Annotated in this window: 15 protein-coding genes; 11 read left to right on the top strand and 4 right to left on the bottom strand. The window is 73.1% G+C overall.

Annotation, left to right across the window (positions count from 1 at the left end; genetic code table 11):
* Positions 1-54: 54 nt before the first annotated feature.
* A complete protein-coding gene (locus CP969_RS15525) occupies positions 55-2472 on the bottom strand; it encodes a transglycosylase domain-containing protein (protein WP_016826085.1) in 2418 nt (805 codons plus the stop codon).
* Positions 2473-2728: 256 nt separating this feature from the next.
* Here CP969_RS15525 and CP969_RS15520 point away from each other — a divergent pair, with 256 nt between their 5' ends.
* The 4 genes from CP969_RS15520 (at position 2729) to CP969_RS15505 (ending at position 6241) form a co-directional block, all read left to right on the top strand.
* The gene (locus tag CP969_RS15520; RefSeq protein ID WP_039831143.1) at positions 2729-3529 is read left to right on the top strand and encodes an ABC transporter permease; all 801 of its coding nucleotides are present in this window, start codon (positions 2729-2731) and stop codon (positions 3527-3529) included.
* An 82-nt stretch (positions 3530-3611) separates the two neighbouring features.
* Positions 3612-4376, top strand: a complete 765-nt coding sequence (locus CP969_RS15515; protein ID WP_051044531.1) for an ABC transporter permease — start codon at positions 3612-3614, stop codon at positions 4374-4376.
* A gap of 7 nt (positions 4377-4383) precedes the next feature.
* Positions 4384-5361 (top strand): ABC transporter ATP-binding protein, encoded by a 978-nt coding sequence (locus CP969_RS15510; RefSeq protein WP_004987548.1) that lies wholly within the window; start codon positions 4384-4386, stop codon positions 5359-5361.
* A 100-nt stretch (positions 5362-5461) separates the two neighbouring features.
* Positions 5462-6241, top strand: coding sequence for a DUF1707 SHOCT-like domain-containing protein (locus tag CP969_RS15505; RefSeq protein ID WP_016826088.1), 780 nt, complete (start codon positions 5462-5464; stop codon positions 6239-6241).
* A gap of 79 nt (positions 6242-6320) precedes the next feature.
* Here the strand turns inward: CP969_RS15505 and CP969_RS15500 are convergent, their stop codons facing one another.
* Positions 6321-7685 carry an SGNH/GDSL hydrolase family protein gene (locus CP969_RS15500; RefSeq protein WP_004987551.1) on the bottom strand — a complete coding sequence of 455 codons (1365 nt, stop codon included), beginning with the start codon at positions 7683-7685 and terminating at the stop codon, positions 6321-6323.
* A 194-nt stretch (positions 7686-7879) separates the two neighbouring features.
* Here CP969_RS15500 and CP969_RS15495 point away from each other — a divergent pair, with 194 nt between their 5' ends.
* Positions 7880-9238 (top strand): DUF445 domain-containing protein, encoded by a 1359-nt coding sequence (locus CP969_RS15495; RefSeq protein ID WP_004987553.1) that lies wholly within the window; start codon positions 7880-7882, stop codon positions 9236-9238.
* Positions 9239-9323: 85 nt separating this feature from the next.
* Entirely contained in the window at positions 9324-10808 is a 1485-nt protein-coding gene (locus CP969_RS15490) for an MFS transporter (protein WP_004987554.1), read from the top strand.
* Between the two features lie 190 nt (positions 10809-10998).
* On the opposite strand, the gene CP969_RS15485 is transcribed toward CP969_RS15490, so the two are convergent.
* Positions 10999-11301, bottom strand: coding sequence for a hypothetical protein (locus tag CP969_RS15485; RefSeq protein WP_016826089.1), 303 nt, complete (start codon positions 11299-11301; stop codon positions 10999-11001).
* Between the two features lie 208 nt (positions 11302-11509).
* On the opposite strand from CP969_RS15485, the gene CP969_RS15480 reads away from it, so the two are divergent.
* Both CP969_RS15480 and CP969_RS15475 read left to right on the top strand, forming a co-directional pair.
* A complete protein-coding gene (locus tag CP969_RS15480) occupies positions 11510-11932 on the top strand; it encodes an Hsp20/alpha crystallin family protein (protein ID WP_016826090.1) in 423 nt (140 codons plus the stop codon).
* Between the two features lie 124 nt (positions 11933-12056).
* Positions 12057-12575 (top strand): DUF2267 domain-containing protein, encoded by a 519-nt coding sequence (locus tag CP969_RS15475; RefSeq protein ID WP_016826091.1) that lies wholly within the window; start codon positions 12057-12059, stop codon positions 12573-12575.
* Between the two features lie 24 nt (positions 12576-12599).
* Here CP969_RS15475 and CP969_RS15470 read toward each other — a convergent pair whose 3' ends face one another.
* Complete coding sequence (locus CP969_RS15470) at positions 12600-13193, bottom strand: hypothetical protein (RefSeq protein ID WP_016826092.1); 594 nt, start codon at positions 13191-13193, stop codon at positions 12600-12602.
* 248 nt (positions 13194-13441) lie between these two features.
* Here CP969_RS15470 and CP969_RS15465 point away from each other — a divergent pair, with 248 nt between their 5' ends.
* From CP969_RS15465 to CP969_RS15450, 3 genes are all read left to right on the top strand, one after another.
* Entirely contained in the window at positions 13442-13819 is a 378-nt protein-coding gene (locus CP969_RS15465) for a VOC family protein (RefSeq protein WP_016826093.1), read from the top strand.
* A 194-nt stretch (positions 13820-14013) separates the two neighbouring features.
* On the top strand, positions 14014-14595 hold the full coding sequence (locus CP969_RS15455; protein ID WP_004987562.1) for a sugar O-acetyltransferase: 582 nt from the start codon (positions 14014-14016) through the stop codon (positions 14593-14595).
* 11 nt (positions 14596-14606) lie between these two features.
* Entirely contained in the window at positions 14607-15152 is a 546-nt protein-coding gene (locus CP969_RS15450) for a TetR/AcrR family transcriptional regulator (RefSeq protein WP_016826094.1), read from the top strand.
* The last annotated feature ends 339 nt before the right edge of the window (positions 15153-15491 follow it).

Here is a 15491-nt window from a genome sequence, read left to right as displayed (position 1 = left end):
CGGGACTCCCGGCCCCGCCCCCTGGCCCCGCCCTGATCCCGCCCTGGTCTCGTCCTAGTCCCGTCCCCGGCCGCCGGTGAGGGCGCCGGTCAGACCGCCGACGCCGCCGTCGCCGTTGTCGTCGTCGCCGTCGGTCCCCCCGTCCGGGGTGTCGTCGCCGGGGGTGTCGCCACCGGCGGCGGCGCCGTCGGTGGTTCCGGCGTCGTCCGCGGTGCCGCCGTCGGTCCGCCCCCGGGCGCGGCCGTCGCTCTGCCCCTGGGTCTGCCCCGGGGCGGTGCCGGGGGTCCGCTCCCGCGTCTCCTCGTCCGGTGCGCCGTCGGTGTCGCCGGTCGGGTTGCCGGTGGCGGGGCTGGTGCCGGTGGGGTCGGCGGGCGGCTGGGTCCGGTCGGCGCCGGGCTGGATCCGCAGGTCGAAGTTCCTGACCGGCTCGCCCTCGAGGGCTTCGCGGGTGTACTGGCCCCAGATCTCGGCGGGGGCGCCGCCGCCGTTGATGCGGGACAGGCCCATGGCGCCGTAGAGCGGCTTCTGCGCGGCGGTCTCGGGGTCCTGGCCCATGACGGCGACGACGGTGGCCAGTTCGGGGGTGTAGCCGGCGAACCAGGCGGCCTTGTCCTCCTCCGCGGTGCCGGTCTTCCCGGCGGCGGGGCGGCCCGCGGCGAGGGCGGCGGTGGCGGTGCCGTTCTGGACGACGCCGCGCAGGACGTGGGTGGTGGTGTCGGCGGCCTGGCGGCTGACGGCCTGGCGGGTCTTGCGCGCGGGCAGGTCCACCACCGCCTTCCCGTTCCGGGTGATCTTCTCGATCATGGTGTACGTGCCGTGCTCGCCGTGGTTGGCGAGGGTCGCGTACGCCCGGGCCATGTCCAGGACGCTGGCGGTGGCCACGCCGAGCGCGATGGACGGGGTGGGGTGCAGCTCGGGGGTGGTGGAGGGCAGTCCGAGGTCGACGGCGGTCTGCTTGACCTTGTCGGAGCCGACGTCCACGGCCATCTGCGCGTACACGGCGTTCACCGACTTGTCGGTGGCCTCGCGGACGGTGATGTCGCCGTAGTCGACGTTGTCCTCGTTCTCGGGGGCGTAGCGGCTGCCGCTCCAGCCCTGGACGGGGCGCTGGTCGGTGCCGTCGTAGACGGTGTTCGGGGTGATGGGGCGGCCGTCCTGGGTGCGGGACCCGTGGTGGACGGCGGCGGCGAACACGAACGGCTTGAAGGCGGAGCCGACCTGGTAGTCCCGGCGGGTGGCGTTGGGGGTGTACTGCTGGACGTAGTCGATGCCGTTGTACATCGCGACGACCTTGCCGGTCTTCGGGTCGATGGAGGCGCCGCCCGCGCGGACGTAGGTGTCGACCTCGCGGTTCTCCTTGTCGAGCCGGTCCATCAGCTTGTCGTTGACGGCGTCGACGAAGGCGTCCTGCTTGTCCTTGTGGAGGGTGGTGGTGATGCGGTAGCCGCCCGCGTCGAGCGATTCCTCGTCCACGAGGTCGTTCTTGATCAGGTGGTCCTTCACGATGTTCACGATGTAGCCGCGCTGACCGGACAGGCCGGTGGACTGGGTGGACGCCTTGGGCGGCGGGAACGTCATGCCGGTGCGCTCGGAGGGGCTGAGCCAGCCCTCCTCGACCATGCCGTCCAGGACGTAGTTCCAGCGGTCCTCGGCGGCTTTGCGGTTCTCCGGGTGGGCGACGACGTCGTACTGGCTGGGGGCGTTGACGAGCGCGGCGAGGTAGGCGGCGCGGCCGGCGTCGAGGTCCTCGGCGTCGATGCCGTAGTAGGCGTGGGCGGCGGCCTGGATGCCGTAGGCGTTGCGGCCGAAGTAGCTGGTGTTGAGGTAGCCCTCGAGGATCTCGTCCTTGGTCTGCTCGCGGTCCAGCTTGATGGCGATGAAGAACTCCTTCACCTTGCGGGTGAGGGTCTGCTCCTGGCGCAGGTAGTAGTTCTTCACGTACTGCTGGGTGATCGTGGAGCCGGACTGCTTGCCCTTGCCGGTGGCGGTGTTCCAGGCGGCGCGGACCATGGCCGAGGGGTCGACCGCGGATTCGGTGTAGAAGTCGCGGTCCTCGGCGGCCAGGACGGCGTACCGGGCGTCCTCGGAGATCCGGTCGAGGCCGACGTTCTCCCGGTTGACCTCGCCGTCGCGGGCGAGGACGGTGCCGTCGGCGTACAGGTAGACGTTGGCCTGCTGGACGGCGAGCGCGTTGGCGGACGGGATCTGCACCAGGGTGTAGCCGAGGACGAAGCCGCCGAGGATCAGCAGGGCGCCGACGAGGGAGGTGCCGAGCACCATGCGCCAGGTGGGGACCAGCCGGCGCCACCCGGTGCGCGTGCCCGTCTGCGTGGCCCCGTCCGTGTCCCCGTCCGTGTCCGTGTCCGGCTCTGTTTCCGTGCCCTCCGTCGGGCGCTGCGGGGCGTCGGCCGCCTGAGGCTCTCCCGGTGTCCGGCCCTCCCCGGGCTGCTGCGGCTGCGGCTCGTCGCTCATGTCGTGCTGGGACTCCTGTTTCGCCTCGTTCGTGTGTATACGCCTGATGCGCTCCTCTTATTGAAGACTGTCGCATCCGGCGAGCAGTTCCCCACCGACGGCGCGCGCCGCGCATGCATGCGCCTTGTCACACGTATGGCCCTGTCGGCCGTGTCCCGCCTGCCCCGGGAGTGACGGAAAATGCGTGGCGGGCGGTCCGCCGTGCTCAGTAGGCTCCTGCGTCTTTGGCCGCGGGTGCGGGAGGAGGCGGGCGGGCGTGGGCTCGGGGCGGTTGTACCTGGCCGTCGCGGTGGGGGGTTTCCGTCGGTACGCCACGTACCGGGCGGCCACCGCGGCCGGGGTGTTCACCAACACCGCCTTCGGGCTGATCCTGGTCTACACGTACCTGGCGCTGTGGGAGGCCAGGCCCGGACTCGGCGGGTACGAGCAGGCGCAGGCCGTCACCTACGTGTGGCTGGGGCAGGCGCTGTTCGCGACGCTGGCGATCCAGGGCGGCGGCTTCGAAGTCGAACTGATGGAACGCATCCGTACGGGTGAGATCGCGGTCGACCTGTACCGGCCGGTGGATCTGCAGCTGTGGTGGCTGGCGAACGACGTGGGGCGGTCGGTGTTCCAGTTGCTGGGGCGGGGCGTGGTCCCGTTCGTCTTCGGCGCGCTGGTCTTCCCGACGGCGCTGCCCGGGGACGTCGCCACGTGGGGGGCGTTCCTGGTGGCGCTCCTGCTGGCGGTGGTCGTCAGCTTCGCGATCCGCTACCTGTTCGCGCTGAGCGTGTTCTGGCTGCTGGACGGCCAGGGGGTGGCGCAGGCCCTGACGGTCACGGGACTCTTCTGCTCGGGCATGACCCTGCCGCTGAACGCCTTCCCGGGCGCGCTCGGCGAGGTCGTCCGGGTGCTGCCGTGGGCGGCGCAGCTCCAGCTTCCGGCGGACGTGCTGATGGGGGAGGCCGCTCCCCTGGGGGCGTACGCCTTCCAGGGGGCGTGGGCGGTGGCGCTGCTGGCGGCGGGCCGGCTGGTGCAGGCGGCGGCGACGCGGCGGGTGGTGGTGCAGGGTGGCTGAGGCCCCGGTGCGGGAGGTCTTCGGGACGCGGGGACCCTCCAGGGTGGCGGAGGGGCTGCGGGCCTACCGGCTGATCGCCGGGATGTGGATCCGCTCCACCCTGGCCTACCGCGCCTCCTTCGTCCTCACGGTGTGCGGCAACCTGCTGCTGACGGGGCTGGACTTCGTCGCGATCCTGCTGATGTTCTCGCAGGTCGACGCGCTCGGCGGCTGGACGCTGCCCGAGGTCGCCTTCCTGTACGGCCTGTCCGTGACGGCGTTCGGGACCGCCCAGCTGGCGCTCGGCTCGATGGCCTCCCTGGGCGGCCGGGTGCGCGACGGCTCGTTCGACACGCTGCTGGTCCGGCCCGCGCCGGTGCTCGCCCAGGTCGCCGCGGACCGCTTCGCGCTGCGCCGTCTGGGCCGGGGCGTCCAGGGGGCGGCGGTGCTGGGCTGGGCGCTGGTGGCGGTCGACGTCGACTGGACCGTGGCGAAGGCGCTGCTGATACCGGTGACGCTGGTCAGCGGCGCGGTGATCTTCGGTTCGCTGTTCGTGGCGGGCGGGGCCTTCCAGTTCCTGGCGCAGGACGCCGCCGAGGTGCAGAACGCGTTCACCTACGGCGGCACCACGCTGCTGCAGTACCCGCCGACCGTGTTCGGCCGGGACCTGGTGCGCGGGGTGACGTTCGTGCTGCCGCTCGCCTTCGTCAACTGGGTGCCGGCGGCCCACGTGCTGGGGCGCCCGTACCCGCTGGGGCTGCCGGCGGGGGCGGCCTTCGCGGCGCCGCTGGTGGCGGCGGTGTGCGGCGCGCTGGCCGGGACGGTGTGGCGGGCCGGCCTGCGGTCGTATCGGAGCACGGGGAGTTAGGACGGCCATGGCGGACGCGTTCATCGAGCTGGACCACGTCGAGAAGGTCTTCGACGTGCGCAGGAGGACCGGTTTCCTGAAGCGGGAGCGGCGGCGGGTGCGGGCCGTCGACGCGCTCTCCTTCACGGTGGCGCGCGGCGAGATGGTCGGCTACATCGGCCCCAACGGCGCGGGCAAGTCGACCACCATCAAGATGCTCACCGGCATCCTGACCCCGAGCGGTGGCCGGCTCCGGGTGGCGGGGATCGATCCCGCCCGGGAACGGACGCGGCTGGCGCACCGCATCGGGGTGGTGTTCGGGCAGCGGACGACGCTGTGGTGGGACCTGCCGCTGATCGACTCGTACCGGCTGATGCACCGCATGTACCGGATCCCCGACGCCCGGTACCGGGAGAACCTCGACCGGCTGGTCGCCCTCCTCGACCTCGGCGACCTGCTGGACGTGCCCGTGCGCCAACTCTCCCTCGGCCAGCGGATGCGCGGCGACATCGCGGCGGCGCTGCTGCACGATCCCCAGGTGCTCTACCTGGACGAGCCGACGATCGGCCTGGACGTCGTGTCGAAGACCAGGGTGCGGCGGTTCCTGCGGGAGCTGAACGCCGAACGCGGCACGACCGTGCTGCTGACCACGCACGACCTGCAGGACATCGAGCAGTTGTGCTCGCGGGTGATGGTCATCGACCACGGCCGGCTGATGTACGACGGCCCGCTCGCCGGGCTGCACGAGGCGGGGGAGAGCGAACGGACGCTGGTGGTGGACCTGGAACGGGAGGCGCCGCCGATCGACGCGCCCGCACCGGCCCGGGTGGTGCGGGTGGAGGGACCGCGGCAGTGGCTGGCGTTCCCGGCGTCCCGGTCGGCGGCCCCGCTCGTGGCGTGGATCGCGGAACGGTACCCGCTGGCCGACCTGTCGGTGCGGGAGCCGGACATCGAGGCGGTGATCGCGAGGATGTACGCGGAGCGGGCCGGGCGGGCGGTCCGGTAGCGGTGCGCCGGGCCCGGGGGGTCCTGGGCCGGGCGGTCGTGCGCCGGGCCCGGGGAGTCCTCGTAGCCGTGCGCAGGAGGTAACTCGTAGGCTGCTGGGTATGACCGACGACGCAGCCCCGGACCTCCGCGCCTCCGACGCCGACCGTGAACGGGTCGCCGAGATCCTGCGGGACGCCCTGGCGGAGGGGCGTCTGGACATGGAGGAGTTCGAGGAGCGGCTGGACGCGACGTACCGGGCGCGGACGTACGGGGAACTGGCGCCGATCACCCGCGACCTGCCGGCCGCCCGGGGCGTGGCCGCCCCCGCGGTCTCCCTCACCAAGGACCCCGCCCCGGAGGGGGGTTGGGCGGACCGGATCGTCGGCGGCGACGACGGGGGGACGTCGACGTGGGCCGTGGCCGTCATGGGGGGCTTCCAGCGCAAGGGGCGCTGGACGGCGCCGCGCCGCTTCAACTGCTTCGCGTTCTGGGGCGGCGGGGAGATCGACCTGCGCGAGGCGAACTTCGTGGACCGCGAGGTCGTGATCAACGCCGTGGCGATCATGGGCGGGGTGGACGTCATCGTGCCGCCCGGCATCGAGGTCGTCGTGCGCGGCATCGGCGTCATGGGTGGCTTCGACCACCGGGAGGAGGGCGAGCCGGGTGACCCGGGCGCCCCGCGCGTGGTCGTCACGGGCTTCGCCTTCTGGGGCGGCGTCGGTGTCCAGCGCAAGCTGCCCCGTGCGGAGAAGCAGCGCCTGCGCGAGGAACGCCGCCGCCAGAAGCTGGAGCGCAAGGAGGCCCGCAAGCAGTTGGGCGGCGCCTCCGGGTACCACGACCCGCTGAACCTGCACGGCCGGTCGTCCGAGAGGTACCGCGAGGAGCGGGGCGAGCGCTGAGCGGGCCCGGCGGCGGGCCCCGCCCCCGACCCTGACGGCCCGGCACCCGTCCCCCGACGGCCCGCTCCGGCGGTCCGGTCTACAGCCGCGCCGGCGCCCCGCCCTTCAGGTCGTCCAGGTCGAAGACCTCGGCCATCCTCGTGTACCCCTTGTCGCTCGGGTGGAGGTGGTCGCCGGAGTCGTAGTCGGAGCGCAGGCGGCGCGGGTCGTACGGGTCGCGCAGCGCCCGGTCGAAGTCGACGACCGCGTCGAAGACGCGCCCCGCGCGGATCTCCGCGTTGATCCGCTGGCGCACCGCCTCGCGCGCGTCGGTGTGGCCGCGGTGGCCGCCGAACGGCATCAGCGTCGCGCCGACGACCTTCAGCCCGTGCGCGTGGGCCTGCGCGACGAGGGCGTTCATCCCCGCGACGATCCGGTCCGGGTCGGCGGTGCCGGGATGGCGCAGGATGTCGTTGACGCCGAGGGCGACGACGACCACCCGGACGTGGGGGCGGCCCAGCACGTCGCGGCCGAAGCGGTTCAGGCCGCTGGGGTTCTCCGCGGGGCGGCCGAGGCCGTCGGCGAGGATCCGGTTGCCGCTGATGCCCTCGTTGACGACGCCGTACCGGGGCAGGTCGCGCCCGGTCGCGAGCGCCTCGCGCAGCCGGTCGGACAGGACGTCCGGCCAGCGGTTGTCGGCGCCGGTGGTGGAGGTGACGCCGTCGGTGAGCGAGTCGCCGAGGACGACGACCGTGCCGTCCGCCTCGCTGCTCAGCACGTCCAGCGCCGTCAGGTACCGCCAGACGGTGCTCCGCCCGGTGTACGGCGCCCCGGTGGTGTCCCGGGTGTGTTCGCCGTCGGCGACGTAGGAGACCTGGCGCGCGTGCGGGTGGTAGGTGACCGGACCGGACTCGACGGGGGAGTACGTGGTGACCAGGACGTCCCCGTCCGCCGGCACGGCGAGGCGCACGGCGTCGCTCACCACCTGCCCGCCGGCCGGGACGACGACCGTCGGGGCGCCGGTGAAGGTGAGCGGCCGCAGCGTCCCGGGGAGCGCCGCGGCCGTGCCGGGGCCCGCGGAGAGGGCGATCGAGGCGTGGGTGACGGTCAGCGGCGACTGGCCGTAGAGATTGGACAGCGTGACGCGGGCACTCGTACCGCCGACGCTGGTGTGGACGACGTTGCGCACCGAGCGGCCGGCCATCCCGGTCGTCTCGGTGCCGGGCTCGCCCCCGACCGGGGACGTGGCCCAGGTGCCGACCCAGGTGCCGGTGGAGGCGGGCGCGGCCGGGTTGTGCCGGGCGCGGCCGTCGCCGGCGGTGGCGCGGTCGCCCGTGCCGTCGTCGGAGGCCGCCCCGACGTAGATGGCGGCGGACAGGGCCAGGATCGCGGCGACGACCGCGGCGAGCAGGGCGCGGTGCTTGGCGGGAGGCGTTCTCGCGCCCCCGTCATGACCCCGGGTCATGCTGTTCTGTTCTCCTCGGGAGACGGGAGCCCGAGGCTCCATCCGATCGGCCCCATGATGCGTCATGGGCGGGGGAGGGCCGGCGGGACCCCGGTCCGGTTCCCCTTCCGGACAGACGCCGGGAACTCCTGTTCCGTTCCAGGAGTCGGTCAGGAAGGGACAATGTGTGAGGGATCACCGAACGGGCGGAGCGGATGGGACGGCGGATGGAACGGACGAAGCCGGCGGAGGCCGGGGAGCGGGGCGCCGCCGGGCAGCATGCCCGCCCCGGCGCCGTCACGAACCGCGCGATGACGACGTTCAGCCCCGCGGACGAGGAGAAGCGGCGCGGAGTGCGCCGGATGAAGCTCACCGCCACCGGACTGCTGCTGTTCGTCTCCCTGGTCTACGTCCTCGCCACGTGGGCCTCCCACCAGGGCGCCGGCGCCTGGGTGGGCTATGTCGCCGCCGCCGCCGAGGCCGGCATGGTCGGCGCGCTCGCCGACTGGTTCGCGGTCACCGCCCTCTTCCGCCACCCCCTCGGCCTGCCCATCCCGCACACCGCGATCATCCCCACCAAGAAGGACCAGCTCGGCGTCTCCCTGGGCGAGTTCGTCGGGGAGAACTTCCTCTCCGAGGACGTCGTGCGCGGGCGTCTGCGCGCCGTCGGCATCGGCGGCCGGCTCGGCGCCTGGCTCTCCGTCCCCGAACACGCCGACCGGGTCACCGCCGAACTGTCCGCGGCCCTGCGCGGCGCGCTGACCGTCCTGCGCGACTCCGACGTCCAGGCGGTGGTCGGCGAGGCCATCACGCGCCGCGCCGACGCCCAGGAGATCGCGCCCGGCATGGGCAAGATGCTGGAGAAGGTCGTCGCCGACGGCGGCCACCGACGGGCCGTCGACCTGATCGTCTCCCGGGCGCACGACTGGCTGGTGCTGCACGGCGACTCCGTGATGGACGCCGTGCAGGGCGGCGCGCCCGGCTGGACCCCCCGGTTCGTGGACCGCAAGGTCGGCGAGCGCGTCTACAAGGAACTGCTGCGCTTCACCACCGAGATGCGCGACATGCCCACCCACCCCGCGCGCGGCGCCCTCGACCGCTTCCTCACCGACTTCGCCTCCGACCTCCAGTCCGACACCGACACCCGCGCCCGGATCGAGCGCCTCAAGGGCGAGATCCTCGGCCGGGACGAGGTGCAGGACCTGATCGCCTCCGCCTGGACCGCCGTACGGTCCATGATCGTCTCCGCGGCGGAGGACGAGCGCAGCGAACTGCGGCTACGGGTGCGCGCCTCGCTGCTCTCGCTGGGGGCCCGGATGGCGGCCGACCCCAAGGTGCAGGGCAAGGTCGACGGCTGGCTGGAGAGCGCCGCGGTGTACGTCGTCACCACCTACCGCAAGGAGATCACCTCCCTGATCACCGACACGGTGGCGAGCTGGGACGCCGAGCACACCACCAAGAAGATCGAGGCCAACATCGGCCGCGACCTGCAGTTCATCCGCATCAACGGCACGGTCGTCGGCTCCCTGGCCGGGCTGCTGATCCACACGGTGTCGCAGGCGCTGGGGGCGTAGCGGGGCGCGGGCGGGCAGGCGGGCGGGCGTGAAGGGCCCGCTCCCGGGCATTCGACGGAAATCCGCTTCGTCGAGGAGGGGGTCCATGACCACCGCGCAGGCCGGGACCGGCCGCACCGCCACCATCACCACCAGCATCCCGGCCCGGCTCGACCGCCTGCCCTGGTCGCGCTGGCACTGGTCGATCGTCATCGGTCTGGGCACCGTGTGGATCCTGGACGGTCTGGAGGTCACGCTCGTCGGCAACATCGCCAGCCGTCTGGCGGAGCCCGGCAGCGGACTGCCCATCACCTCCGGCGAGGTCACCGGCCTCGCCGCCGCCCTCTACGTGGCCGGCGCCTGCCTGGGCGCCCTGTTCTGGGGCCGCCTGACCGACATCTGGGGCCGCAAGAAGCTGTTCATGATCACCCTCGGGGTCTACCTCGGCGCCACCGCCCTGACCGCGGTGGCCTTCGACACCTGGTGGTTCTTCCTCTTCCGCTTCCTCACCGGCTTCGGCATCGGCGGCGAGTACGCGGCCATCAACTCCGCGATCGACGAACTGATCCCGGCCCAGTACCGCGGACGCGTCGACCTGGCGATCAACGGCAGCTACTGGCTGGGCGCGGTCGGCGGCGCGCTGCTGTCGGTCGTCGCGCTGAACACGTCGATCTTCCCGGCGAACGTCGGCTGGCGGCTGACCTTCGCCCTGGGCGCCGTCCTCGCCCTGGTGATCCTCCTCGTCCGCCGCCACGTCCCGGAGAGCCCGCGCTGGCTGCTGATCCACGGCCGGGACGAGGAGGCCGAACGGCTCGTCTCCTCCATCGAGGAACGGATCGCGGCCGAGAGGGGCGAGCCGCTGCCCCGCGCCGAGGGCGAGATGACCATCCGCCAGCGCAAGCGGACCACCTTCACCGAGATCGGCCGGGCGGTCTTCGCCCGGTACCGCAAGCGGTCGACGCTCGGCTTCGCCCTCTTCATCGGCCAGGCGTTCCTCTACAACGCCATCACCTTCGGCTTCGGCGCGATCCTCACCCGGTTCTTCGACGTCCCGTCGGGCCACACCGGCTACTACTTCGCCGTCATCGCGCTCGGCAACTTCCTGGGCCCGCTGCTGCTCGGCAAGCTGTTCGACACGGTCGGCCGCCGGGTGATGATCTCCGGGACGTACCTGCTCTCCGGCCTGCTGCTGTTCGGCACGGCCTGGCTGTTCGACCAGGGCTCGCTGAGCGCGACCACCCTCACGGCCTGCTGGTGCGCGGTGCTGTTCTTCGCCTCGGCCGGCGCGTCCAGCGCCTACCTCACGGTCTCCGAGATCTTCCCGATGGAGACCCGGGCCATGTCCATCGCCTTCTTCTACGCCATCGGCACCGCCGCCGGCGGCATCAGCGGCCCCCTGCTGTTCGCCGAGCTCACGAACACGGGCGTGGTCGGCGACACGGTCCTCGCCTTCCAGATCGGCGCCGGATTGATGTGCGCGGCGGGCATCGTGGCCGCCTTCCTCGCGGTGAACGCCGAACGCCGCTCCCTGGAGGACATCGCCGCGCCGCTCTCCGTCACGGACCCGGAGGGGAAGACCGCGAGCACCTGACGGGGCGGGTGGCGAGCACCTGACGGGGGCGGGCGGCGGGCATCCGACCGAAGCGGGCCGCGGGCCGTCTCAGCCGTACGGGCCGAGCCCGCCGGGCCCGGTCCGATACCGCCGCTTCCGGTTCCGGCCGTGTCCGCCGGTCCCGGTCCCGGCTGTGCCGTCCGCACCCGCCGGTCCCGGCCGGTCGTTCTCAGCCGCGCCGGTCGGCGACCGCCCACGAGGCGAGCGCCATGGCTCCCGCCACCCCGAACACGGCGGGCCAGGCGCCCACCTTCTTGGCCAGCGGATGCGACCCGGCGAAGGCGGCGACATACGCGGCCGACAGCGCCCCCGCCGCCTTCCCGCCGGCCTGCTGACGCCACTGCTGCGCGGCGGCGACCCCGGCGGCGGCGAGGACGACCCCGCCCAACGGCCGCTTCCGCGTCCAGCGGGCCACGCCGTACCCGCCGACGAGCCCACTCGCGGCCACCACGGAACTCGGAACCTTCGCCATGTCTGCTGCCTTCCGCCACTGCGCCCACGGGGGCGGGGTCTCACGAACTTCGAGGTTAACGCGCCCGGCGGCGACCCCGGTGACCAGGGCCCGAGCCGGCCGCGACACGGAACTGAGTCAGGGCTTGTCAACTTTCCTCTTCCGAGCTATATAAGAAATTGACCGTAGGGCATCGCAGGTACGACCAGATGAAAGGAGTGGAACCGTGATGCTCATGCGTACCGATCCCTTCCGTGAGTTCGACCGGCTCGCGCAGCAGGTGCTCGGCACGGCCGCCCGTCCGTCCGCGATGCCGATGGACGCCTACCGGGCGGGGGACGACTTCATCGTCCACTTCGACCTCCCCGGCATCGACCCCGAGACGATCGAGCTGGACGTCGAGCGCAACGTCCTCAACGTGCGCGCCGAACGCCGCTCCCCGGCCCCCGAGGGCGCGGAGCCGGTGGTCGCCGAACGCCCCACCGGCACCTTCACCCGCCAGCTGTTCCTCGGCGAGACCCTGGACACGGACCGCATCGACGCGTCGTACGAGGCCGGCGTCCTGACCCTGCGCATCCCGGTGGCCGAACAGGCCAAGCCGCGCCGCATCCAGATCACCGGCGGCGACACCCGCAAGCAGATCGGTAACTGACACCCCGCACACATCAAGCACACCACGCGTCCCGCGGACACCGGCCGTCCGCGGGGCGCGCCCCCGTGTCCGTCCGGTCCGGAGGGCGACGGGAGGACCAGGAGAAGGAGAGGAGCGAGTCCGTATGACCACGCTGACGCCGCAGAAGCCCGCACTCCTGAACCAGGGAGGGGGGACCCCGGGAGAGGTGCCCCCGTCCTCGGTCCACGATCTCCGCGCCCGTCGTGACGACAGCGGCGGCCGCCACGACTGGCGTGAACTGGTCGACGCCGTCAGGGAGTCGGGCCAGTACACGACCCGGTCGGAGGCGGAGAGCGTCACCCGCGTCGTCCTCTCCGCCCTCGGCGGCCACGTCGTCGGCGACGAACGCGTCGACCTGGCCCGCGCCCTGCCGGAGGAGGCGGCGAGAGTGGTCGCGTCCCAGATCCCGGCGACCCGCCGGCTGACGGCCGCGGAGTTCGTCGACTCGGTGGCGACCCGCATCGAGGGCGCGACCCCGGCCACGGCCCGCTGGGACGTCAGCTCGGTCCTGAGCGTTCTGGCCGAGCGGGTCGGCGACGGCCTGGTGACCCGCATCCTGGACCAGCTGCCGCCGGGCTACGCCCTGCTCTTCGGCCGGGCGGAGCTGGCCCCGGCGGAGTGACCTGACCGTCCCGGGTTCCCCTCCTCACCCGCCGGCGTCCCCCGGCCGGGCCTCGCCCGTGCCGGGGGACGCCGGGCGCGGTGCGGGGCCCCCGCCCGTGCCGGGCCCGGCACCGGTGCCCTCGCTCCCGCCCGCACCCGTCGCGGCCCGCGCCCCCCGTTCGGAGGCGTATCCCGCCGAGACCGCGCAGACCGCGGCGGCGAGGGCGAGACCCAGCGCGGCGGGGTTGACGTACCCGGGCACGTCCCCGTTGTCGTAGCTCCCGCCGTCACTCGTCTCGCACACGAACCCGAGCGGCACGACGCTCACCCGGTAGCCGGTGATCTCCACCCCCGCCGCGGACCTCTCCAGCCACCCCGGTGTACGACAGGACCGGACCGGTGCCGAGTCCGTACCGCCGTCCTCCGCCTCCATCCACGCCCCGGCGATGCCCAGCAGCCCCCACGTGTAGACGGCGAGGGCGCACGCCCCGGCCAGCGCGGCGGTCCCGCGCAGCACGGCGGGACGCCGCTCCTTGCGCCCGGCCAGCCCGTCGGCCACGGAACCGAAGCCGTACCCCACGAGGCCGAAACAGCAGACCACCATCATCACGGCGAACAGCAGAGCCACCAGCCACACGACGGCCTCCCGGTCGAGAAGAGCGAATCCGCCGAGTCCACCAGCCCGGCCTTCCCCGGCCTGTGGCGGAAGCCACAGTTCCGGCAACAGCGTCGTCACAGTCGCCACGGCGGGCCCGCGCGGACCGCGACCGGTCACCGCCCCACCCGTCCGCCGCGCCGTCCCCGGTAAACGACTCGACGCAGCCCTCCCCGCAGGACATCCTGCGAACTGCACCTCCACACCGGCCGACCGCCCGGGGAGGGCCGTTGAGGAACCCCACCATCCGCCACATCACCTTCGACTGCACCGGAGACCCGTACGACCTCGCCTCGTTCTGGAGCGCGCTGCTGGGCAAACCGCTCTCCGACGAGGACAAGCCGGGTGACCCGGAGGCCCTGGTCGAGGACCCGGACGGTGGTCCGGGCCTGCTCTTCGTCCGGGTGGAGGAGGGCAAGACCGCCAAGAACCGCCTGCACTTCGACCTGAGACCGACGGACCGCACCCGCGCGGAGGAAGTGGCCCGCGCCCTCGCCCTCGGCGCCCGCCAACTCGCGGACCGCACCCGACCCGACGGCACGGGCTGGGTCGTCCTGGCCGACCCGGAGGGGAACGAGTTCTGCGTGGAACGGGGCGAACGGGGCTGACGCCACCCCCGCCGAGTCCGTCACCCCCGTCACCCCCGCCGGGCCCGCCACCCCCGCCGAGTCCGCCGAGTTCACCGGGCCCACCGGGTCCACCGGTCCCGGCGGACCCGTCGGCCCGGTGAACTCGTCGACCGGGCTGACTCGCTGACCGATGTGCACCCCCGCGCACGCCTTAGGAGCGTACGCTCGTACGCATGTCGACGGACCACTTCGCGGACGATCCGCGCACCCACCTGGAGCGCATGCTCGCGGGCGACCTCTACATCGCCGACGACCCGGAGATCGCCCGCCGGCAGCGCAACGCCATGCGGCTGGCGGCCCGTTACCAGGCCGCCTACCTCGAGGACCCCGCCGAGGCCAGGACCGTCCTCACCGAACTCCTCGCCTCCCTCGGCGAGGACGTCGAGGTACGGCCGCCGCTGTACGTCGACTACGGCAGCAACATCTCCATCGGGGCCCGCACCTTCGTCAACTACAACCTGACCGCCCTGGACGTCGCGCGGATCACCATCGGCGAGGACTGCCAGTTCGGCCCGAACGTCCAACTCCTCACCCCCACCCACCCCGTGGAGCCGCAGCCCCGCCGAGACAAGCTCGAGGCCGCCCTCCCCATCACCATCGGCGACAACGTCTGGCTCGGCGGCGGAGTGATCGTCTGCCCCGGAGTGACCATCGGCGACGACTCCGTCATCGGCGCCGGAGCCGTCGTCACCAAGGACATCCCCGCGGGCGTCGTCGCCGTCGGAAATCCGGCCCGCCCGGTCCGCACCCTCTGAAATCCTCCGGTATGGCCACCGGACACACCGACCCGCAGCGCCGCGAGCGCATCCTCGCCGCCACGCTCGACCTGATCGCCGAGGAGGGCGTCGCCGGCGTCTCCCACCGCAAGATCGCCACCCGCGCGAAGGTGCCCCTGGGCTCGATGACGTACCACTTCACCGGCATCGACGAGTTGCTGCGCGAGGCGTTCACCGGCTACGCCGACCACATCGTGGCCGTCTTCGAGCGGCACCTCAGCGGCGCCGGCACCGCCGACCAGGCCCGCGAAGCGGTCACCGACCTCATCCACACCCTCTCCGAGGGTCCCCGCCGCGACCTGGTCCTCACCCAGGAGCTCTACACCCTGGCCGCCCGCCACACGGCCTACCGGCAGCTCTGCCAGAGGTGGATGCGACGCAGCCGCGACCTCCTGGAACACCACTTCGACCCGGCCACGGCCCGCCAACTGGACGCCCTGATCGAGGGCCTGACCCTGCACCGGTCCCTGGACGACGCCCCGCCCGACCGCGCACTGACCCGCGAGGCGGTGGCCCGCATCACCGCGGCCCCGTAACCTCCCGGGTCCTTCCTCCGAGTGAGTGACGCGCCCCGAGGGCGCGCCGCACCGGCACTCTTCCAGGTGAAGGCGCGCCGCGCCCGCACCGATTCCCGCACGGGTTCCCGGAGCGGCTCCGCCGAAGGCCCGGGACGGCTTCGGCGCGGGAACGCGGGCCGCCCGGCGGCGCGCGGGGACCCGGACGGCCCGGGGCGAGGGCGCCGGACCTTTCGTCCGCCCTCGCTACGCTCTGCGCTGCTGTGGGCCGATGCATCCGAGCTTGCCGCCGTGCATGCGGCTGACCTGCTGTCATGCAGCGATGCGGGCGGCGTGGATGCCCGGCCGTTCCGCATGACG

The sequence above is a fragment of the Streptomyces viridosporus T7A genome (assembly GCF_008704515.1).
Taxonomy (GTDB): domain Bacteria; phylum Actinomycetota; class Actinomycetes; order Streptomycetales; family Streptomycetaceae; genus Streptomyces; species Streptomyces viridosporus.
This window is presented reverse-complemented; position numbering and strand designations above follow the sequence as displayed.